The 20,247-nt window shown below is 36.2% G+C and carries 16 protein-coding genes and 1 pseudogene; 10 read left to right on the top strand and 7 right to left on the bottom strand.

The genetic code is table 11. The annotated features are described in order from the left end of the window. The first annotated feature begins 1 nt into the window (after nucleotide 1). The 3 genes and pseudogenes from HBN50_RS16520 to ribH all read left to right on the top strand — a co-directional run bounded on the left by HBN50_RS16520 (nucleotide 2) and on the right by ribH (nucleotide 1,758). Nucleotides 2-649: a riboflavin synthase gene (locus tag HBN50_RS16520; RefSeq protein ID WP_273871878.1), complete on the top strand. Its 648-nt coding sequence runs from the start codon at nucleotides 2-4 to the stop codon at nucleotides 647-649. Continuing rightward, nucleotides 650-1,252 (top strand): annotated as a pseudogene (gene ribB / locus HBN50_RS16515) (3,4-dihydroxy-2-butanone-4-phosphate synthase); the annotation flags it as partial. A 38-nt stretch (nucleotides 1,253-1,290) separates the two neighbouring features. Further along, entirely contained in the window at nucleotides 1,291-1,758 is a 468-nt protein-coding gene (gene ribH / locus HBN50_RS16510; RefSeq protein ID WP_273871876.1) for a 6,7-dimethyl-8-ribityllumazine synthase, read from the top strand. Between the two features lie 28 nt (nucleotides 1,759-1,786). Here ribH and ung read toward each other — a convergent pair whose 3' ends face one another. The 7 genes from ung to mfd all read right to left on the bottom strand — a co-directional run bounded on the left by ung (nucleotide 1,787) and on the right by mfd (nucleotide 12,338). Continuing rightward, nucleotides 1,787-2,467: a uracil-DNA glycosylase gene (gene ung / locus HBN50_RS16505; RefSeq protein WP_273871875.1), complete on the bottom strand. Its 681-nt coding sequence runs from the start codon at nucleotides 2,465-2,467 to the stop codon at nucleotides 1,787-1,789. 8 nt (nucleotides 2,468-2,475) lie between these two features. Continuing rightward, nucleotides 2,476-3,240: a TrmH family RNA methyltransferase gene (locus HBN50_RS16500; RefSeq protein WP_273871874.1), complete on the bottom strand. Its 765-nt coding sequence runs from the start codon at nucleotides 3,238-3,240 to the stop codon at nucleotides 2,476-2,478. Beyond that, a complete protein-coding gene (gene uvrA / locus HBN50_RS16495) occupies nucleotides 3,237-6,056 on the bottom strand; it encodes an excinuclease ABC subunit UvrA (protein WP_273871873.1) in 2,820 nt (939 codons plus the stop codon). The genes HBN50_RS16500 and uvrA overlap by 4 nt, the downstream gene beginning before the upstream one ends. A 15-nt stretch (nucleotides 6,057-6,071) precedes the next feature. Then, the gene (locus tag HBN50_RS16490) at nucleotides 6,072-6,977 is read right to left on the bottom strand and encodes a 4-hydroxythreonine-4-phosphate dehydrogenase PdxA (RefSeq protein WP_273871871.1); all 906 of its coding nucleotides are present in this window, start codon (nucleotides 6,975-6,977) and stop codon (nucleotides 6,072-6,074) included. A gap of 1 nt (nucleotide 6,978) precedes the next feature. After that, nucleotides 6,979-7,884 (bottom strand): SurA N-terminal domain-containing protein, encoded by a 906-nt coding sequence (locus tag HBN50_RS16485; protein WP_273871869.1) that lies wholly within the window; start codon nucleotides 7,882-7,884, stop codon nucleotides 6,979-6,981. A gap of 77 nt (nucleotides 7,885-7,961) precedes the next feature. After that, nucleotides 7,962-8,777, bottom strand: coding sequence for a peptidylprolyl isomerase (locus tag HBN50_RS16480; RefSeq protein WP_273871867.1), 816 nt, complete (start codon nucleotides 8,775-8,777; stop codon nucleotides 7,962-7,964). A 72-nt stretch (nucleotides 8,778-8,849) separates the two neighbouring features. Next, a complete protein-coding gene (gene mfd, locus HBN50_RS16475) occupies nucleotides 8,850-12,338 on the bottom strand; it encodes a transcription-repair coupling factor (protein ID WP_273871866.1) in 3,489 nt (1,162 codons plus the stop codon). Nucleotides 12,339-12,507: 169 nt separating this feature from the next. Here mfd and HBN50_RS16470 point away from each other — a divergent pair, with 169 nt between their 5' ends. The 7 genes from HBN50_RS16470 to HBN50_RS16440 are packed head-to-tail and all read left to right on the top strand — an operon-like array spanning nucleotide 12,508 to nucleotide 20,241. Further along, nucleotides 12,508-12,930, top strand: a complete 423-nt coding sequence (locus tag HBN50_RS16470) for an NADH-quinone oxidoreductase subunit A (protein WP_273871865.1) — start codon at nucleotides 12,508-12,510, stop codon at nucleotides 12,928-12,930. Nucleotides 12,931-12,932: 2 nt separating this feature from the next. Continuing rightward, nucleotides 12,933-14,129 carry an NADH-quinone oxidoreductase subunit NuoH gene (nuoH, locus tag HBN50_RS16465; RefSeq protein WP_273871864.1) on the top strand — a complete coding sequence of 399 codons (1,197 nt, stop codon included), beginning with the start codon at nucleotides 12,933-12,935 and terminating at the stop codon, nucleotides 14,127-14,129. A gap of 17 nt (nucleotides 14,130-14,146) precedes the next feature. Beyond that, nucleotides 14,147-14,677 carry an NADH-quinone oxidoreductase subunit J family protein gene (locus tag HBN50_RS16460; RefSeq protein ID WP_273871862.1) on the top strand — a complete coding sequence of 177 codons (531 nt, stop codon included), beginning with the start codon at nucleotides 14,147-14,149 and terminating at the stop codon, nucleotides 14,675-14,677. Then, nucleotides 14,677-14,982 carry an NADH-quinone oxidoreductase subunit NuoK gene (gene nuoK / locus HBN50_RS16455; RefSeq protein WP_273871861.1) on the top strand — a complete coding sequence of 102 codons (306 nt, stop codon included), beginning with the start codon at nucleotides 14,677-14,679 and terminating at the stop codon, nucleotides 14,980-14,982. The genes HBN50_RS16460 and nuoK overlap by 1 nt, the downstream gene beginning before the upstream one ends. Nucleotides 14,983-15,012: 30 nt before the next feature. Beyond that, entirely contained in the window at nucleotides 15,013-17,193 is a 2,181-nt protein-coding gene (gene nuoL, locus HBN50_RS16450; RefSeq protein WP_273871858.1) for an NADH-quinone oxidoreductase subunit L, read from the top strand. Nucleotides 17,194-17,219: 26 nt separating this feature from the next. Further along, nucleotides 17,220-18,752 carry a complex I subunit 4 family protein gene (locus HBN50_RS16445; RefSeq protein ID WP_273871856.1) on the top strand — a complete coding sequence of 511 codons (1,533 nt, stop codon included), beginning with the start codon at nucleotides 17,220-17,222 and terminating at the stop codon, nucleotides 18,750-18,752. Between the two features lie 13 nt (nucleotides 18,753-18,765). After that, nucleotides 18,766-20,241: an NADH-quinone oxidoreductase subunit N gene (locus HBN50_RS16440; protein ID WP_273871854.1), complete on the top strand. Its 1,476-nt coding sequence runs from the start codon at nucleotides 18,766-18,768 to the stop codon at nucleotides 20,239-20,241. Nucleotides 20,242-20,247: the final 6 nt, after the last annotated feature.

Below are 20,247 nucleotides of genomic sequence, written 5' to 3'. Positions count from 1 at the left end.
GATGTTTACTGGCCTAGTAAAAGAAATTGGAAAAGTTAAATCTGTGATTCCAAATAAAGAGGGAAAGCTTCTCATTATTGAATCAAAAGAGCTTATTTCTGAAATAGAAATTGATGATTCCGTTTCTGTAAACGGTGCCTGTCAAACAGCAGTTAAAGTAGATGTTGATTGCTTCACTGTTCAAGCTGTTCATATGACATTGGAAAAGAGCTCGCTTGGAACATTAAGAGCTGGCGATGAAGTGAATCTAGAATTAGCGCTTAGGGCTTCGGATCGTCTTGGTGGCCACATTGTACAAGGCCATGTTAACGACCTTGGCACAATTGTTACGATTGATAACCGAGGTGATAATTATCTCGTGCGACTTCAAGTCTCAAAAGAGCAAATGAAATATATTGTAAAAGAAGGTTCCATTACAATTGATGGCATTTCTCTAACGGTTGCTGATGTAGAAGAAGAATCTAGAATCTTTACTGTTTCAATTATTCCACACACTTGGAAAAATACGGTACTAAGAAATCGTTACACTGGCAGTAAGGTTAATATAGAGGTAGATATACTAGGTAAGTATATTGAGAACCTTTTAAAGTACAAAGATAACGGTCCTGCACCATTATCAGATGCTTGGTTAAAATCTAAGGGTTATTAGATGAATGATTTTGATAAAATTGAAGATGCTATCGAAGCTGTTGCCAACGGTAAGATGGTTATTGTTGTAGATGATGAAGATCGTGAGAATGAAGGCGATTTCATTATGGCCGCAGAACTTTGCGAAGCTGAAGATATAAACTTTATGGCAACTTATGGAAGAGGACTTATTTGTACTCCCCTCACAAGTCAAAGGGCCAAAGAGTTAGAGCTTCCATTAATGGTTCAACAGAATAACGAAATTCATCATACGGCCTTTACTGTTAGTATTGATCATGTAAATGCTGGTACAGGTATTTCATGTAAAGACAGATCGATAACAATTAAATCGTTATCAGATAAAAAGACTAAACCGAGTGATCTTCTAAGACCTGGTCACATCTTCCCTCTTATCGCTAGAGATGGTGGAGTGCTTGAAAGAAATGGTCATACTGAAGCAGCTGTTGATCTCGCTAGTTTAGCTGGATTAGATTCGGTAGGTGTCATTTGTGAGATTATGTCCGCAGATGGAACGATGGCCAAAAGAGATGAGCTTTTTAAATTAGCTCAAGAATATGACCTTAAATTTATCACTATCAAAGATTTGATTGATTATAGAAAGAAAGATATACAAAAATAACTATATTAAATATGGAGTGAAATATGCCTAATTTTATCGAAGGTAATTTAAACGCTGAGGGAAAGAGATTTGCTATCGTAGCAGGTCGTTTTAATGAATTCATTACAGGTAAACTTGTTGACGGTGCACTTGATTGTATTAAAAGACATCAAGGTGACTTAGGTAATGTTGATATTGCATGGGTTCCTGGAGCTTTTGAAATTCCACTTATGGCAAAAAAACTAGCTGCTAGTAAAAAGTACGATGCAGTTTTAAGTCTTGGTGCTGTTATTAGAGGCTCGACACCGCACTTTGACTTCGTTTCAAATGAAGTAGCAAAAGGTGTTTCTAAAGTTGCTTTAGATACAGAAGTACCAGTTATTTTTGGTGTTTTAACTGTTGATACAATTGAGCAAGCAATTGAGAGAGCTGGAACAAAAGCTGGTAACAAGGGTTGGGAAGCCGCTCTTGGTGCGATTGAAATGACATCTTTATTTGATAATCTAAAATAATAAAAAGCTCCTCGTAATGAGGAGCTTTTTATTCTCTTATTTTCCAATCTATTTCTTTAATATTTTTTTTCTTTAAATATTCATTTGCCTTAGAAAAAGGCTTAGATCCAAAGAACCCTCTATACGCAGCAAGAGGAGAGGGATGTGGAGATTTAATGATAAAGTGTTTATCTTCGTTAACACTCTTTGCTTTCTTTTGAGCAGGACTTCCCCATAATATAAAAACAAGATTTTCTTTCTTATCATTTAATTGATCGATAATTTCAGAAGTAAAAGTCTCCCATCCACGCTTTTGGTGAGAACCAGCTTTTGAGTGTTCAACAGTTAAAACGTTGTTGAGAAGTAGGACGCCTTGTTTGGCCCAATCTGTTAGATTACCGTGAGTTGGAATATCAATATCTAAATCGTTTTTTAATTCTTTATAGATATTTACAAGGGATGGAGGGGTCTTAACTCCATGCTTAACTGAAAAGCTAAGGCCATGCGCTTGTCCTTCGCCGTGATATGGATCTTGTCCAATGATTACAACTTTAACCTTATCAAAAGGAGTGTGAGCAAAAGCTTCAAAAATACACTCTTCAGGAGGATAAATAACTTTATCTTCCTTTTTTTCGTTATCTAAAAATCGCTGAAGTTCTTTGAAGTAAGAACTTTGGATTTGAGTTTTTAAAATTTCTTTCCAACTAGGATCAAGTGATTCGATATTCATGCTTTATCCTATTGAACAAGATTATATAAAAAGATAGATGATGAACATGCAGCATTTAAATGTGCAACAGTATCATTTATAGGTATACGAATGATAGAAGAACTATTTTCCTTTACTCTTTGCTCTATACCGTGTCCTTCACTTCCAATAATAATACAGGACTTCTCTTCAAATTTATGTCCTGGTAAATCGATTGCCCCATCCTCATTAGCTGTAGAATAAACAGTATAACCATTTTCTTTTAGTGTATTGATGGTATCGACAAGGTTTTGAGTGAGATGAACTTTTACGTTAAAGATATTTCCCATTGAAACACGAACGCATCTTCTTAAATAAGGAGAACAAGTTTTATAGTCAAAGATTATAGAATTAACATTAAATGCAGCTGCATTGCGAATCATAGTTCCAACATTTTCTGGACTAGTTAAACCATTTAAGATGAGAATTTTATTATCAAGATTGGAAAGACTTTCGTATTTAGGTCTTTCAACTGTTGCCATGATCCCATGGTGGAGTTTAAATCCAACAATTTGCTCCATAACTTCTTTTGAAGAGATTAGGACTTCACACTGCTTTTTCACGATAAGATCTTGGTATTTTTCGAAATGTTCGTTTGTCGTAAATAACTTAAAAATCTTTTTATCACTATTAAGTAGTTTAAGTACTACTTTCTCACTTTCAGCGAGAATGATTCCTCTTTTATTCAATAAATTATCTCGTAAAGACTTGAATTCAATGATTCTTTCATCTTCAATGTCTGTTATATTTATCACTTGTTTAGAACCTTCTTTAGATATTTTCCAGTTTCGCTTTTCTTAACTTTCGAAACTTCTTCAGGAGTTCCTGTAGCGACGATGGTACCACCCTTATCTCCACCTTCTGGACCTAAATCAATTACGTAGTCAGCTGTTTTAATAACATCTAAATTATGCTCAATGATTATCACAGAGTTTCCTTGATCGACGAGATTATGAATGGCCTTTAATAAAATTTTTATATCTTCAAAGTGAAGACCTGTAGTAGGCTCATCCAAGATATAAAGACAGTGACCACGAGTCTTCTTGGCCAATTCTTTAGCAAGCTTGAGTCGTTGCGCCTCCCCTCCACTGAGCGTTGTCGCAGGCTGACCGAGCTTCATGTAGCCTAAACCAACACTATTAAGTGTTCCTAGGATTCTTTCTAGCTTAGTGTGATTTCGAAAGAAATCATAAGCTTCTTCGATAGTCATTTGTAGAACGTCTGCAATACTTTTACCTTTGTAAAGAATTGAGAGTGTCTCAGCATTATAACGACTACCATTACATTCACTACAAGTAATATACACATCTGGAAGAAAATGCATTTCGATTTTCTTCATTCCATTACCTTCACATTCTTCGCAACGGCCACCTTTAACATTAAAGCTAAAACGACCTTGTTTGTACCCACGGATTTGCGAATCTGGAGTTTTTGAATAAAGTATACGTATTGTATCGAAGAGACCTGTGTAGGTTGCAGGGTTTGAATGCGGTGTACGGCCAATAGGACTTTGATCAAGTTCTATAACCGATTTAATATCTTTGAGACCGGCAATTGAATGATAATTTGATCTCTTATAAAGACCCTTGTTTTTATTTGCTAAGTGATAGCGTACAGCAGGAACGAGAACTTGGTGGAGAAGAGATGACTTTCCTGAGCCACTTACTCCTGTTAAGCAAACAACACTGTCTAGAGGGATTTCAACATCTATATTTTTAAGGTTATTCTCTTTAGCTCCATTAAGTTGAATATGTCGGTCAGCAACTTTTCTTTCACTTGGTATTTCAATCTCTTTTTTGCCTTTTAGATACTGTGCTGTGAGAGAATCTTTTGATTTGAGAACGCTTTTAATTGGTCCTTCACTTACAATCTCTCCACCGTGAACTCCTGCTCCTGGACCCATATCGATAATGTGATCAGCTGCATTCATCGTATCTTCATCATGTTCTACAACGAGAACTGTATTTCCAAGATCTCTTAACTCTTTGAGCGTTTCAATTAACTTTTCATTATCCCTTTGATGAAGTCCAATACTTGGTTCATCTAAGACATAGAGTACACCTGAAAGAGCTGATCCAATTTGAGTTGCTAGTCTAATTCTTTGACTTTCACCACCTGAAAGTGTTGCAGCACTTCTATTGAGTGTTAAATAATCAAGGCCAACATTATGAAGAAAAGTTAAACGTGAAAGAATTTCTTTTAGTAGTTTTTCAGCAATTAACTTTTTCTCACCATCAAGTTTTATTGATTTGATCGTTTTTAAGCAATCAATAATAGATTTATTTGTAAGTTCAATAATATTGAAATCACCAAGTCTTGTAGAGAGAGCGTATTGATTTAGACGAAGACCCTTGCATTCTGGGCAAGTCTTAATCTTCATATATTCTTGCAATTCATTACGAACTTTTTCTGATCCAGTTTCAAGGAATTTTTTATTAAGCCATGCCGGTATACCTGGAAATGGCTTATTAAATTCAAAGTTACTGCTTTCTGATTTGAATGAATATTTATAAGACTTAGTTGATCCTTCCCATAGTATTTTCTGAATCTTCTTTGAAAGCTTATTGTATGGAACATCAAGCGATGATTTTTCAGCCTCTAGGACTCCTTCAACCATTTTGTAGAGAAAAGAGTTCTTTTTCTTAATCGGTGTAATGGCACCGTCTTCAAGAGAGAGATTCTCATCTAATAGCATTAAGTCTTTATCAAAAGTTTTAGACTCCCCTATTCCATTACAACAGGGACATGCTCCAATAGGAGAATTAAATGAAAAGAGTCTTGGCTCTAGATCAGGTAATAATTCTTTTGTAGCTGGAGATATGTTTTTTTCAGAGAAAAAAACAACATCATCATTGACTAGAACTTTGATTGTTCCATGACCTAATTTAAGAGCATATTCGATTGAATCAGTAAGACGTTTTTGGATCTCATCTCGAACAAGGATTCTATCTATAACAACATCAAAACTTAATTTCTTCGTCTTTGGAAATGAAAGACCCTCTGATAATTCAACAATTTCATCGTTGAGTGCACAACGAGTGAAACCCATTGATATGAACTTTTTAATATGTGGAGTTAGATCAGATCCCTTTCCCGTAAAAATAGGGGCCATAATATGAAGTTTTGTCTTTTCTTTATTTGATAGTAACTTTTTAACAATTTGTGCTGGTGTATAGCTAATAACCTCTTCACCACTTTCAGGACAATATAAAGTTCCTGCTCTAGCAAAGAGTACTCTTAGATAATCATAAATTTCTGTAATTGTTCCAACAGTTGATCTTGGATTTCGAGAAGAAGTCTTTTGATCAATAGCGATAGATGGAGAAAGCCCTATGATTGATTCCACATCGGGTTGCTGATATTGACCTAAGAATTGACGAGCATAAGAAGAAAGAGATTCTATATATCTTCTTTGTCCTTCAACATATATGGTATCAAAAGCAAGTGAGCTTTTTCCTGAACCAGAAGGACCTGTAACAACAGTTAGAGAGTTCTTAGGAATCTTTACAGAAACATTTTTCAAATTATGTACATTTGCTTTAGTGACAATGATATCGCGAATATCTGTCATAATATCTCCAATAAATTATAATGCTTTGAGAGCGCAACGAAGTAAGTAGTGACAACCTAAATAATTGGCCAGGTTTTTACCATAGAGGTTAAATGCAGTTCCATGATCAACACTCATTCTTAGAAAAGGTAATCCAAGGGTTATATTTAGTCCGACTACGTGATTTTTTGCTTTGAAAACAGGAAGACCCTGATCATGGTACATATAAACGAATAGTTGATTTTTATCCCTATAGTGGAGATGTAGCGTATCACCGGAAAGAGGTCCTTTAAACGTTATAGGATACTCTTTAGAAAGAGATTGTATGGCTTTATTAATCTCTGAATCTTTATCTCCTAAGAGACCATTCTCACCGCAGTGAGGATTAAGTCCTGAGAAAACAACTTCATTAAATGAGTAAAAATATTTTTTAAAATTATCCAGACAAAGCTTTACTTTTTTGTGGATAAGTTTGGAATTTATTTTTTTTGTGACATCAATTAATGGGATATGATCAGTCACGAGCAAGTAGTTCTCATTTGGGGACGAGAATAACATACTTAGATCACACTTATAGCGAGCTCGTAAAAATTCTGTGTAACCAGCTCTTTGAATACCATCATCTATTAATTGATCTTTACTTGTTGGAAGAGTTAGTAAGATTTCCTGTTCAGAAATATCACTTAACGCCTTATTTAAAGAAACAGTTGATTCTGGTAAATCGCCATTAAGCCACTCACAAGATAAAAAAGTATTAGCAATGATAATACCATCATCTTGTATATCAAAAACGAGTTTAGATTTTTCTAGTGTAAGTTTGAGTGACTCTTGAAAACAATAGAGTTTGAATTTACTTTGTTCATTTGAACTTAGTAATAAGAAACTCTTGATAAATATTTCTAGACCAATACCGCTTTCATGGCCTTGAGTCACTCGTATCATATTAGAAGAAGTACTTTACGTAATGCTTTGTCATTTCTCTTTTGTACCAATTATCTGTTACTTTAAGAGACTTTTGAGTGAAAATTTGACCTTTAAGTCTATTCTTTTGTTTTCTATAGTCTTCAGATTCAACTAGGTCTTTCTTTTTAACAAAGAAGACATGGTAATCACCATAAAGAAGAATTGGGGAAGTGAATTGCCCTTCTTGAGACTTTTTAAGAAGCTTGTTTAACTCACTTGTTAGTCCATCCTCTGTAATATCACCTAATACATTTGTGCCTAGGTCAGAATATTGATCAGGTAAGATTCCTGTTGTTTGATATTTTTTGAGAGAATTAACAAAATGGTTTTTGTCTTTTACTTTATTTTTTGAAAGAGAAAAATCGACAAGATTATATTTGAATGCCAATCGCTTATCTTTTGAATTTTGTTCGTAGTACTTATTTTTAATTTCTTGATCAGTAACAGAAATTAATGGTGCGATTACTCGCGCATTGAATTGATTAAATTCAATCGCTCCCCTAGTAATTTCAAAGAACTCTTCAAAAGTTGTATTGTTGTTTTCTAAGAAATTTAAAAGAGCTGCCCTTGAAAGACCTAGTGCTTTTTCTTTTGATTTAATTTCAGATTCAACATGTTCATCAGTAATGATGATATTCATTTCTTTTAATTTTGAACGAATAAGATGACTGTTAATAATAATGTCTGAAATTTCTTTATTTGAGTATTTTTGTTTTGAATATACAAAAGGAGAAATATTTCTTCTCGCAATTAAGTTTTGCTTAACTCTTTCAACCATTGAAAGTGTAATAACGTTATCATCAACAACAGCAAGAATTTTATCTAGAAGCTCAGCATGAGCATTAAAAGTTGCAAGAATTGAGAATAGAATAAAAAAACGCTTCATAAGTAACCTATCTCCTTAGTCATTATCCTATAGAAGATAGATTAATATGAAGCGTTATACAAGTCGCACTGGTATATTTATTTTAGACGGTCTTTGAAAATATTGATTTTCGCCTTGGCGCGTAAATCCTTGAAGTAACTTTTAAGAATTTCATCACGTTTAATATCGTAAACAATTTTCTTGTAAAGTTGTTGGTTGATCTCTTGAAACTTTCTCACACCAAGAATTTTGATAATGTGATATCCAAATTGTGATTTCACTGGCGGAGAAACGTAATCTACTTTTTTACCCTTAATTGCCTCGAAATACTCAGGTGCCAAATTAATAGATGGCTGATAACCAATGTCACCACCATTTGGTGCAGCTGCCATTTGTGAATATTTATTGGCGAGCTCAGGAAACTTCTCAGGAGCTTTTTTCAATGTGTCATAAATTTTGAACGCCATTTTCATTGCTTCTTCATCTTCAACTTTTTCTGGTTGAACACGTGTTCTAAAAAGTATGTGAGCAGTTCTATATTCTGGGTGATTCTTATAGTAAGTTTCGATGTCTTTTTCAGTGACAACGATTTTCTTGAGCTTCGGTTCTAAGTCTTTAGAAACCTGAGCGTGATACATAACGTCTTCCATTTTGTACTTCACAACAGGATCTTGCATAAGCTTATTATTCTTTGCTCTTTCAATTCCAAGAATTCTATTAACTAAGTCTTTAAGGACTTTTCCCTTAGTAACTTTTTCTGGACCAACAAGAAGAAGGTTCTCTTTGTAGGCCTTTTCTAACTCAGATTTTTTAATTGTCTGTCCGTTGACACTAGCAACGACAGGATCATTCGCAGCGAAACTATTTAAGCTAAATAATACGAGCAAAGTTAAAAACGAAGTTCTTTTAATCATTGCGATTCCCTCGAAAATTGTTCAAATATCCATTATATATTATCAAAAAATCAGCAAATAAGTGAAATTTCATTAACATGGAACAATTTGCTTAGCGATATCCTCCGCAAAACTTAGAAGATCTGCTTGGTTTACTCCTGTTTTATGTGTGTAAATAACTTTGAAATCTGGAGTAAATTGGTAAGTCTTCGGTCTTGATATAAATGTCTCTACAATTGAATTACGTAATTGCTCATTGAGTTCAAGAATTTGCTTATCGAATTGAAGTGAAATGAGCGTACCTGCAACTTGAATTGATTTCAGACCAAAACTTTGTAAGGTAACTCTTGTCTTGAGAATCATAATGAGATTCTGTAACTCTTCTGGAATTAACCCATAGACATCTTCTAGTTCGGAAGCAATATCTTCAATCTCGTCTAACGAATTACAGTTAGAAAGCTTTTTGTATTGTTTAAGTCTTTCACTTGAATCAGTAATGAAATGATTAGGAATATAAGATGCAAATGGAGTAGATATTTCGATATCTTTTTTCAGAATCTTCTTCTCCCCTCTTAGTTCCTGAATGGCTTCTTTTAGAAGTTGCATATAAAGTTCGAGACCGATATTCTCGATATGCCCAGATTGAGTTCCTCCTAGAATATCTCCAGCACCCCTAATTTCTAAATCGCAATTGGCAATGTGAAATCCTGAACCCATATCTGCATAAGTTTGAAGAGCTCGCAATCGCTTTGAAGCAACTTCAGTAATTATCTTATGCTTTGGAATGATGAAGTAGCAGTAGGCCTTTTTATCTGAGCGCCCAATTCGTCCACGCAGTTGGTGTAACTGTGAAAGACCATAAGTATCAGCTCTATCTACAATCATTGTATTTGCATTTGGTATATCGATACCTGATTCAATAATAGTCGTAGCAATAAGAATTTGATAGCGTCCTTCGTAGAATGATTTCATTCTCGTTTCTAGTTCTTTCTCTGACAGCTGACCGTGAGCATATATTACATTAGCTTCCGGAACGAGTTCCTGAATATAACTGGTATAAGCCTCTATATCTTGGACTTTATTATGAACAACAAAAACTTGCCCACCACGCCCAAGCTCTTTACGTATAGCAGTTTGTAGAGTGTGGTCATCCTGTTTAATGATGTAAGACTTAATTGACTGTCTTCTCGGTGGAGGTGTTTGAATTAAAGATAAATCACGAATACCTAGGAAAGCTAATTGCAATGTTCTTGGTATTGGTGTTGCTGTTAATGTTAAAAAATCGACAGAGTTCTTTAAAAGTTTAAGTTTCTCTTTGTGAGCAACACCGAATCGTTGCTCTTCATCTACAACAACTAGACCTAGATCAAAATAGCGTACAGTTTTAGAAAGTAATTTATGAGTTCCAATTATTATATCAACTTTTCCAAGCTCTAAATTTTCTTTAATCTCTTTCTCTTCTTTTCCAGTTTTGAATCTCGAAAGGAATTCAATATTGACAGGAAAGTCCTTGAAACGTTTCACGAAAGAATTGTAGTGCTGAAACGCTAAAACTGTTGTTGGAACAAGTACAGCGACTTGTTTCTTGTCAAGAATTGCTTTAAAAGCAGCACGCATTGCAATCTCTGTTTTTCCAAAACCTACATCTCCACAAACCAAGTAGTCCATTGGAGATGGTTTATGCATCGCTTGAAGAACTTCATCAATAGCACGTCTTTGATCAGGAGTTTCAACAAAAGGAAAAGCAAGTTCAAATTCTTTATAGTCATGATCAGGTTCGGTGAAAGAGTAACCAGGGGAGCTCTGTCTTTCTGCTTGAAGTTTGAGGAGGTCAAAGGCTAATTCTTTGACAGAGTTTTTAGCCTTGTTTTTGAGATTGCTGAACTTATTTGTCCGAATACTATCGAGACCAACTTTACTACCTGACTCAGCATGCTTTTGAACTAAGTTCATTTTATAAACAGGAACGTAAACTTTATCGTTACCTTTATAAAGAAGAACAAGGTAGTCTGTTTGGTTACCACCAATATTCAATGACTCAAGCCCTAAATATTCCCCTATTCCGTATTCAGTGTGAACAACGAAGTCGCCTTCTTTTAAAGAAGCTAGTTGCTCAGCGAAGAGATCGACATTTTTCTTATAATGAGTTTTCGTTGTCTTTCTTTTTGCGGAGAAGAAATCCGCTTCAGATAAAACTAAAACTTTCTCGGCTTCATAGAAGAAACCTTTGGAAAGTGAATAAGTTTTAAAAATAACACGAGAAAGAATTTCTTTAGGAAAATCTAAAATATCAAAAATATGTTGGATTTCACGTCGTGAATTTTCTGTTTGAGTAGAGATGAGAATCTCGCCATTTTTTTCGAAGTCGTGTTTTATAGTATTAAAAACGGACTTAATATATTCGGGCTTAGAGAGAGTCGAGTTTACTTTATCTTTAAAATAAATACTGGAATCTTTTAGATTAAAACTAACGACATTTGAAAAATCTTCATCAAGGTTTTTTTCGATATCGATGTGATTAATCGTGAGAGTCTTAAATCCTGACGTCGCTTCATGTAAGTTATGCGAGTAAAGACTTTGTGGTTCTGGAAGCAATAGTTCACTTCTTTCGTCTTCTGATTCTCTGTTATAATCAACTCGTAAATCTTCGAGAAGTTCTAAAGCATGATCCTCTATTAGATGAGAATCGAAATAGATAAAAATATAATCGTCACTTAAATAGTCTCTAATAGTAGAAGACTCTTTAAAAAAGAGTGGTGTATAGCTGACATGATTGTCGAAAAGTAAATTGTCACTTAAAGAAGAAAAGATGTGCTTTCTCTTTTCAAACTTTCCCCTTTCACCTGGGGCCGGCATTGGAATATTTTCTCTTAAAGCATTTGAAAATTCTCTATTAGAAAAAATATAAGGTGTAGGGACAATCGTTACAGATTCTAACTCTTGATCTCTTATCGTTTTTTGAGTTTCGAGGTCTATCGCGTAAATTTTTTCGATTAATTCATCAAAATAATTTAAACGAATTGGCCTAGCACCAACGGGGAAAATATCAAAGATCTCACCTTTTTTAGAAAAGGTCCCCTCTTCTTCAACTGTAGTTGATGAACTGTAACCTAGTTCAACTAATTTTAAAGCTAGCTCATCTGGTGAAATAATATCTTCAACTTCAATCTTTAAAAAATTGTCCTTAAAAAAATGTAGAGGTGCAGTTTTTAAAAGGAGGGCCTCCGGGGTTAAAACGATGTTTTGGAAATTCTTATTCGTTAAATTGGCAAGAGTACTAAATCTGGAAAATTGGTTACGTTCTGAGGCATAAATTCCTTGGTAGGGAGAAACTTCCAATCCAGGGTAACTAAACAGCTTTTTGTTTAGAGATTTATGGTTGTCAGAGAACTTATCTGCTTCATCTTGCGTCGCGAAAACGAAAACAAATCTTGAGTCAGCAAAATTTACACCCTCTTTGCTGCCTAGCAGTAGTAAAAATTGTTCAGGATTTATCCCCGAAACTTTTAGACCTTTATTGTTGCCCTGCTTCCATTGCTCGAGCCTTTGAAAGAGAGAGTTAAAGCCTTTTAAGTAAGTCATAATGATGTAGTCCTCAAAGTTATTTGTTTGCGACGCATGGCAGGGTTTTTACATACTAGCGAAATATTACACTAAAACTTTAAAAAACGAGAGGCAAAATGTTTCCAACATGTTAAGAATCGTGTAACCTTATTGCACTTACTATATCAAGAAAAATGGAGTTAAAGGGATGTCGTCATACAACTTAGACGTCTACATGCCAGTATTAATTTTAATGGCATTCGCATTGATTATGGTATTTGGTGCGCTTTTAGTAGGGATGCTGATACGTCCACATAACCCTACTGAACTTAAGCAAACACCATACGAATGTGGTGAGGAACCAATTGGTACAGCTTGGTCGAACTTTAACGTTCGCTTTTACGTTGTAGCACTTATCTTCCTTATCTTTGATGTTGAGGGAGCTTTAATGTTTCCAGTTGCCTCAGTATTTAAGAAGTTTAATGAGATTGGCCTCGGTGGAGCTGTCCTAGGTTCGTTTCTTCTTTTCATTACAATCCTGTTCGCAGGTGTTGTTTATTGTTGGAAGAAAGGTGACCTTGATTGGGTTAGGTCTTACCAGGTTAATGAAACAGCTACACAAGAGGATTAAAGATGAACAGTATCGTCTCATACTTTTCTCAAACTGAAGGCTATCAAGCGATTGTAAAAACACTGACAGAAACTTTAGGTTTCGATGCCACTTCACTTGTGGCTTTTGTCGTTTTTGCACTTGCCGCTTTTATTCTAGTCAATGTCTTGGCCGCTGTCGGTGGTCTTGGAACGTATGCAGAAAGAAAGATTTCTGCCGACATCCAAATGAGACAAGGTCCAAACCGCGTTGGTCCATTCGGGATTCTTCAATTCCTAGCCGACGGTGTAAAGATGCTTCTTAAAGAAGACGTTATCCCAAGACAGGCGGATAAATTTCTTTTTACGATTGCACCTGCACTTTGTATGGCCGGAGTTTTTGCAACGATCGCAGTACTTCCAATCTCAAGTGGATTTACGCTCGTTAGCTTAAACGTTGGTATCCTTTACCTTGTTGGTATGGCATCACTTGTTGGTATCGGTATCTTCCTTGGTGGTTACGCTTCAAACTCTAAGTGGTCTATGCTTGGTGGTATGAGGGGTGCATCTCAAATCGTTTCATACGAAGTTCCAGTAACACTATCAATCCTTGCAGCAGTTTTACTTGCTGGTGGAATGAATATCCAAACAATCACTGAAGGACAGGGGGGTCTTCCTCACGAATGGTATATGTTTCATAACCCATTCATGTTCATTGGTTTCTTTGTCATGTTTATCGGAGCACTTGCTGAGACAAACAGAGCACCATTTGACCTACCAGAAGCTGAATCAGAACTAGTATCTGGTTATCACACTGAATATACAGGTATGAGATTCGCGTTTTTTGCACTTGCTGAATACGTTGAGATCTTTGTTGTTTGTGGTGTTGTAGCAGCACTTTTCATGGGTGGATATAAAGTACCTTTCGATCTTGGAAACGGAGCACTTTTCGCTGAGAAACTTGGACTTCATCCAATGCTTGGAAAAAACATAGGACAATTTCTACAAATTGGATCATTCGTTTCGAAAACTCTATTCCTTTATTACGTAGTAATTTGGGTTCGTTGGACACTTCCACGTATGAGAGTTGACCACCTTATGGTTCTTTGTTGGAAATATTTAACTCCAATCGCACTTTTCAACCTAGTTGGTGTAGCGGTTTGGATGTATGCATTTGATGGTAAATCAATTATGGAACTAATAATGGCCGCAGGCGCAGGTGCTGCCGGTGGACATCATTAGAATATAGGGGAATTTAGATGTTTGGTAGTACGCTCTTTTTTCTTTCTGCCCTACTGACACTAGGTGGTGCAATCATGGTAGCAGGGACTAAAAACCTTGTTCACGCATGTGTTTACCTTCTAGCAAGTCTGTTTGGTGTAGCTGGATTATACGCTACGCTTGGAGCTGATTTCTTAGCTGCAACTCAACTTGTTGTATATGCAGGTGGTGTTGTTATTCTAATGCTTTTTGGAATCATGCTTACTGGTGGAAACACTAATAACGCTAACAAGTTTGGACTAGTTAAAGTACCTGGTATGGGTTCTGTTAAAACTTTCATTATCGGTGGTTTAAGTGCAACAGTAATTTCACTTGTTCTACTTAAAATTATCGCTAGCGTTCTTAAAGCAAATGAAATTGGTGAACTTCCAGAGTTCACTTCGACAGTTGAAAAAATTGGAACAATGTTAATTACTGACCACGTACTAGCTTTCGAGATTTCTTCAGTTTTACTACTGGGAGCTCTTGTTGGTGCAGCAGTAATTTCTAGACCGACGAGGAAAGGATAATGATAACATTAGCTTCATATCTTTTTATTGCTTTTGCTCTTTTCGTATGCGGAATCGCAGTCATGATCGCAAGAAAAAATATCATTGCGATTATGCTTGGAATCGAGCTTATCTTGAATGCTGCGGCACTTAACTTTGCTGCTTATACAAGATTTATTAATAACAACTTGGAAGGGCATCTTATGTCTCTTTTCATTATCGTTATTGCCGCGGCTGAAGCAGCTGTTGGTCTTGCGATTGTGATTAGATTCTTCCAGATTAGAGATAGTATTCACATTGATGATGCTACTCAATTACAGAGTTAATAACTGAACTGATATATAAGGGTAATAGTGATGGATTATACACTAGGTAGTATTGCTCCAATCGTTCTGCTTCCGTTTTGTGCATTTGTAATTAACGCATTTATTGCTAGAAAATTTACAAAAACGGCCGTTGCGCTAAGCTGTTCTGCGATTTTTGGATCATTCCTCTTTGCATTTAGAGTTTTTAAGGACTTTGTCTTTGGAAATTACGCGACTGATTACTACATCCATAAGGTATTCCCATGGTTTGACCTTAATGGTGGTGGACAGGCGTTTAAAGTTGATATGGGTATCTATATCGATAACATGACAGCAACTATGCTTCTTATGGTTACTGCTGTTGCGACATTGATTCACATCTTTTCAACTTACTACATGCACCATGATATGAACTACGGTAGAAATGGTAGATTCTTTACTTACCTTTCTCTCTTTACTTCTGCGATGCTTGGTCTTGTTCTTTCGGATAACCTACTTTCAGTTTTCATCTTCTGGGAGATCATGGGATTCTGTTCATACTCACTGATCGGTTTCTACTATGAGAAAGAAGGTGCAGGTAATGCTTCAATTAAGGCCTTCATGACAACAAGAATTGGGGATGTTTTCTTCCTCCTAGGTATTCTTGCTGTTTGGACAACTGTTGGAAGTGTTTCATTTGTTGATATTTATTCAGCACTTGCTGCAGGAAAATTTGATCCAGTTATGGTTCTTGGAATTCCTCTTGCTACTTTTGCTGGTCTTTGTATTTTTGCTGGTACAATTGGTAAATCAGCTCAATTCCCTCTTCAAGTATGGCTACCAGATGCGATGTTTGGTCCAACTCCATGTTCGGCCCTAATCCACGCCGCTACAATGGTTGCTGCTGGGGTTTATCTTTCACTTAGAATTTACCCAATTCTTGAAGCTGGTAACTTAACATTCTTCGTCGCTTGTATCGGGGCAATTACTGCTTTCGGTGCTGCAACGATTGCTCTTGTTCAAACAGACTTCAAAGCAGTACTTGCTTATTCAACGATTTCTCAGCTTGGATACATGGTACTAGGTGTTGGAGTTGGTTCTTACAATGCAGCATTTATGCACTTGATTACACACGCTATCTTTAAAGCATGTCTTTTCCTAAGTGCCGGTTCTGTAATTCACTCACTACACGATCATCACACTCATGAGCACGTACAAGAAATGCCAAGAATGGGTGGTCTTAAAAATAAAATGAGATTCACATGGATTGCAATGTGGTGTTGTACACTTGCTATTGCTGGTATTCCATTCTTCTCAGGATTCGTTTCTAAAGACAGAATCCTTGGTGATGCACTTGTAGCGGCTTTTGATAATGGTCTCTATTGGATTCCAACAATTCTTGGTTTTGCTGGAGCCTTCTTAACAGCTTTCTACATGTGTAGAATGATGTTCTTAGCTTTCCACGGTGAGCCAAGAGATAAAGAACTTTATGATCATACTCACTCTGAGAAGCTTTCTTGGAATAGAAACGTTCCTCTTCTAATTCTTTCAGTTTTCACTTTAGGTATCTGGTTCTCTGGATCACTTACAGGTCAAAAGCTTGTTAAAGTAGCAAGTGCTGAAGGTAAGCTTGAGTGGTTTGATACTCTAATTGCTAAGCCAAAAGTAGAGAAATTCTCTGCTTACGAAAGACAAATGTTTGGAAATGAAGACACTAGAGCTAAAAATCAGCTTCCAATGTCTCAATATGATTCAAACCACGGTCTAGATGAAGAAAGAGCGCATCATGTTCACCATGTGCACCATATTGGAGCTATTGCTTCAATCATCATCGCATTCTCTGGTGTTTTCTTAGCATTCCTTATGTACATCAAGAAATCTGTTAATCCAGGTTGGTGGGTTAATACATTCTCTGGATGGTATAGAGCACTTCAGAATAAATATTACTTTGATGATGTTTATATCAAAGGATTTATTCAAAAAGGTCTACTACCGTTTAACAATCTTCTTGCTAAATTTGACATGGGTGTTTATGACAGATTTGCAGTTGATGGTTGGGCTTCAGTAAACAGATGGCTTTACACAGTTGCTAAGTGGTTCGACAACCTCGTTGTTGACACTATTGGTGTTGATGGAACTGGTGCTTCAGTAAGATTTTTCAATGTTATTTTGAGAACTCTTCAATCAGGTAAAATTCAGTTCTACTTTATTATGATTATTTTAGTTCTAACAGGTTACATTTTAGCTTTATAAGTTAATTTTTTATAAGGAGTTGTCCGGTGAGCGGTACGTCAAATTTATTAAACTGGATTCTATGGATGCCAATTATTGGTGTTTTAGGGATCTTGTTCATTCCAAGAACTAAGGAAGGAGCAATTAGAGTTTGGTCTTTGATCAACACTGTTATTACTCTCGTCTTGTCTTTAGTGCTTTATGCAAAATTCGACACGACAGTTCCAGGAATGCAACAAGCATTTTCTGTTAAGATTCCTTGGATCAGCCAATTCAACATTAATTATTACCTAGGAGTTGATGGGATCTCTCTTCCAATGATTGTTCTTACATCATTGCTTCTAGCGATCTGTATTCTTTCTTCTTGGACTATCAAAAAGCAAGTTAAGGCTTACTTTGCACTACTACTGTTCCTACAAAGTACTGTTTACGGTGTATTCATGGCCCTTGATTTCTTCCTTTTCTATGTTTATTGGGAAGTAATGCTTATTCCAATGTTCTTCCTTATCGGTGTATGGGGTGGAGAAAACAGAGAATACGCTGCTGTTAAGTTTTTCCTTTATACGTTCTTTGGATCAATCTTAATGCTAGTTGGTATGGTTGCTCTTTACTTTGTATCAGGGCAAACAGAAAGCTCATTTGATATTCTTGCTCTTTCTGGTGGTCACTTCACTAAGGAAGTAGTTGAGATTTTTGGAATGGCAATTCCATTTGCAAAACTATTCTTTGTAGCACTTTTCATCGGGTTCGCTATCAAAGTTCCAGTTTTCCCATTCCACACATGGCTGCCACACGCTCACGTACAGGCTCCAACTGCTATATCAGTTATCCTTGCCGGTGTTCTTCTAAAGATGGGTACTTACGGTTTCTTAAGAATCGCATTCCCAATCTTCCCAGAAGCTTCAGTTTACTTTTCTGATGCTATCGCTTGGCTTGGTCTTATTAACGTTATTTACGGTGCATTCTGTGCAATGGCTCAAACTGACGTTAAGAAACTTGTTGCATACTCTTCTGTTTCACACATGGGGTTTGTAATGCTAGGTCTTGCTGCTATGACAGTTCAAGGTATGAACGGTGCTGTTCTTCAGATGTTTAACCACGGAACTTCAACAGCTATGATGTTCCTACTGATCGGTATTCTTTATGAAAGATCTCACCACAGATGGATCGTTAGACCAGATGGTTCTAAAGGTTTTGGAGGTCTTTATACTCAACTACCAGTTTACTCAATTATCTTCATCATCGCGATGTTTGCATCTATGGGTCTTCCAGGTCTATCAGGGTTCATTTCTGAAGCTCTAATTTTCCTAGGAATCTATGAGAGATTTACAACAATTACAGTTATTGGTGTTGTTGGTCTTCTTATCGGTGCAGCTTATCTTCTATGGATGTTCAAGAGAATGTTTTTTGGAGAAGTTGTTGAAGAGTGTAAGTCATACACAGATATGAATGCTAGAGAAGTTTTCTACATGATTCCATTGTGTGTAGCGGTAATTTTCTTCGGAATTTTCCCATCACCGATTCTAAATGTTATGAAAGCTTCAGTTGGGAAACTTGTTTCACTTCTAGCGCAGTACTAAGAGGGTTGTCGTTATGGCACTTACTTATTTAGCAAATATTGGACGTTATGTTCCAGAACTGATTATGTGTTTTACTATGGTCGGTCTCATTATGATTGAGGCCGCTTATAGTGACAAAGAGAAAGGAAGTTCTAAGGGTTACCTTTTTGGTTTTGCCTACATGGGTCTTTTCTTTTCTCTAGTATATCTTGTTCAAGGCCTATCTAAAGATCCAGTGACACTGTTTACTGGCTCTGTAGTAATCGATTCGTTTAGCACACTTGCTAAAATCGTGATGGTTCTTGGTACAGCTTTTGTAATCTACTTAAGTAGACAATCAAAAGACATCTATGAAGATATGAAGTCTGAGTTCGTTATTATCGCAGTTGGTGTACTCGTTGGTGGTATGCTTCTTTCTTCTGCAAATAACATGCTAATTCTTTATATTGGAATTGAGACACTTTCTATTCTTTCTTATGTTCTTGCATCTCTTAAGAAGAATGACACAAGATCATCAGAAGCTGGTTTAAAGTATGTTCTCTATGGTGGTGTTTCTGCCGGTATCATGCTTTTCGGTATCAGCCATATCTTTGGTATGACAGGTACAATTCAGTTCACTGAGATTATGCAAATTCTTCCAACATTAGATGCACAGAAGATGGCCATTCTTCTTCCATCGTTCTTATTGTTCTTTGTAGGTATTGGTTACAAGATTTCTTGTGTTCCTTTCCACATGTGGACACCAGATGTTTATGAAGGTTCACCACTTCCTGTTACAACATTTTTTGCAATCGTTCCTAAGGTTGCAGGTATTGCTGTTCTTACAAGAGTGACAATGGTTTTCTTTGGTGGCGAGCCAACAGCTCTTCAGATGACATGGGTTGGAACACTAAGTGTTGTTGCTGCTCTTACTATGACTGTTGGTAACGTTTCAGCAATCGGACAGAGATCAGTAAAAAGAATGTTAGCTTACTCTTCAATCTCACACGCAGGTGTTATGATTGCAGCGGCTACTGTTTTAAAACAAACAGGGGCTACATCAATTCTTTTCTACCTAATCACTTATATGTTTATGACAATCGTAGCGTTCTTTATCGTTTCAATTGTTCAAGATAAGTATGGAAATGATCATTTTGAGAGATTTAATGGGCTTATGAATAAGTATCCAGTTATGGCCATTTGTATGGCGATCGTAATGTTCTCTCTAGCAGGTCTTCCTCCACTTTCAGGTTTTGTTGCTAAGTTCAATATTCTAGCAGCGATCTTGAAAGAGAAGTATTATGTACTTGCAGTAATTCTTGGTCTAAACAGTGTTGTCTCTCTTTACTACTATTTGAAGATTGTAAGACTTATGGTTTTCAAGCCAGCAGAAAGTGATGAGAAAATTGAAGGTTTTGGGTTTGTTAACCAAACTTTCATCGCTGCTCTTTGTGTACCAGTTGTCGTTCTTGGTGTGTTTTGGGAAAAAATCATCCTAATTGCTGATGGAGCGAAGATTTTCATTAAATAACTCTTA

The sequence above is a fragment of the Halobacteriovorax sp. GB3 genome (assembly GCF_028649655.1).
Taxonomy (GTDB): domain Bacteria; phylum Bdellovibrionota; class Bacteriovoracia; order Bacteriovoracales; family Bacteriovoracaceae; genus BSW11-IV.
This window is presented reverse-complemented; position numbering and strand designations above follow the sequence as displayed.

Coding starts and splice junctions, on each gene's coding strand:
- HBN50_RS16520 (WP_273871878.1), top strand. CDS start 2: ATGTTTACTGGCCTAGTAAAAGAAATTGGAAAAGTTAAATCTGTGATT.
- ribH (WP_273871876.1), top strand. CDS start 1,291: ATGCCTAATTTTATCGAAGGTAATTTAAACGCTGAGGGAAAGAGATTT.
- ung (WP_273871875.1), bottom strand. CDS start 2,467: ATGAATATCGAATCACTTGATCCTAGTTGGAAAGAAATTTTAAAAACT.
- uvrA (WP_273871873.1), bottom strand. CDS start 6,056: ATGACAGATATTCGCGATATCATTGTCACTAAAGCAAATGTACATAAT.
- HBN50_RS16490 (WP_273871871.1), bottom strand. CDS start 6,977: ATGATACGAGTGACTCAAGGCCATGAAAGCGGTATTGGTCTAGAAATA.
- HBN50_RS16485 (WP_273871869.1), bottom strand. CDS start 7,884: ATGAAGCGTTTTTTTATTCTATTCTCAATTCTTGCAACTTTTAATGCT.
- HBN50_RS16480 (WP_273871867.1), bottom strand. CDS start 8,777: ATGATTAAAAGAACTTCGTTTTTAACTTTGCTCGTATTATTTAGCTTA.
- mfd (WP_273871866.1), bottom strand. CDS start 12,338: ATGACTTACTTAAAAGGCTTTAACTCTCTCTTTCAAAGGCTCGAGCAA.
- HBN50_RS16470 (WP_273871865.1), top strand. CDS start 12,508: ATGTCGTCATACAACTTAGACGTCTACATGCCAGTATTAATTTTAATG.
- nuoH (WP_273871864.1), top strand. CDS start 12,933: ATGAACAGTATCGTCTCATACTTTTCTCAAACTGAAGGCTATCAAGCG.
- HBN50_RS16460 (WP_273871862.1), top strand. CDS start 14,147: ATGTTTGGTAGTACGCTCTTTTTTCTTTCTGCCCTACTGACACTAGGT.
- nuoK (WP_273871861.1), top strand. CDS start 14,677: ATGATAACATTAGCTTCATATCTTTTTATTGCTTTTGCTCTTTTCGTA.
- nuoL (WP_273871858.1), top strand. CDS start 15,013: ATGGATTATACACTAGGTAGTATTGCTCCAATCGTTCTGCTTCCGTTT.
- HBN50_RS16440 (WP_273871854.1), top strand. CDS start 18,766: ATGGCACTTACTTATTTAGCAAATATTGGACGTTATGTTCCAGAACTG.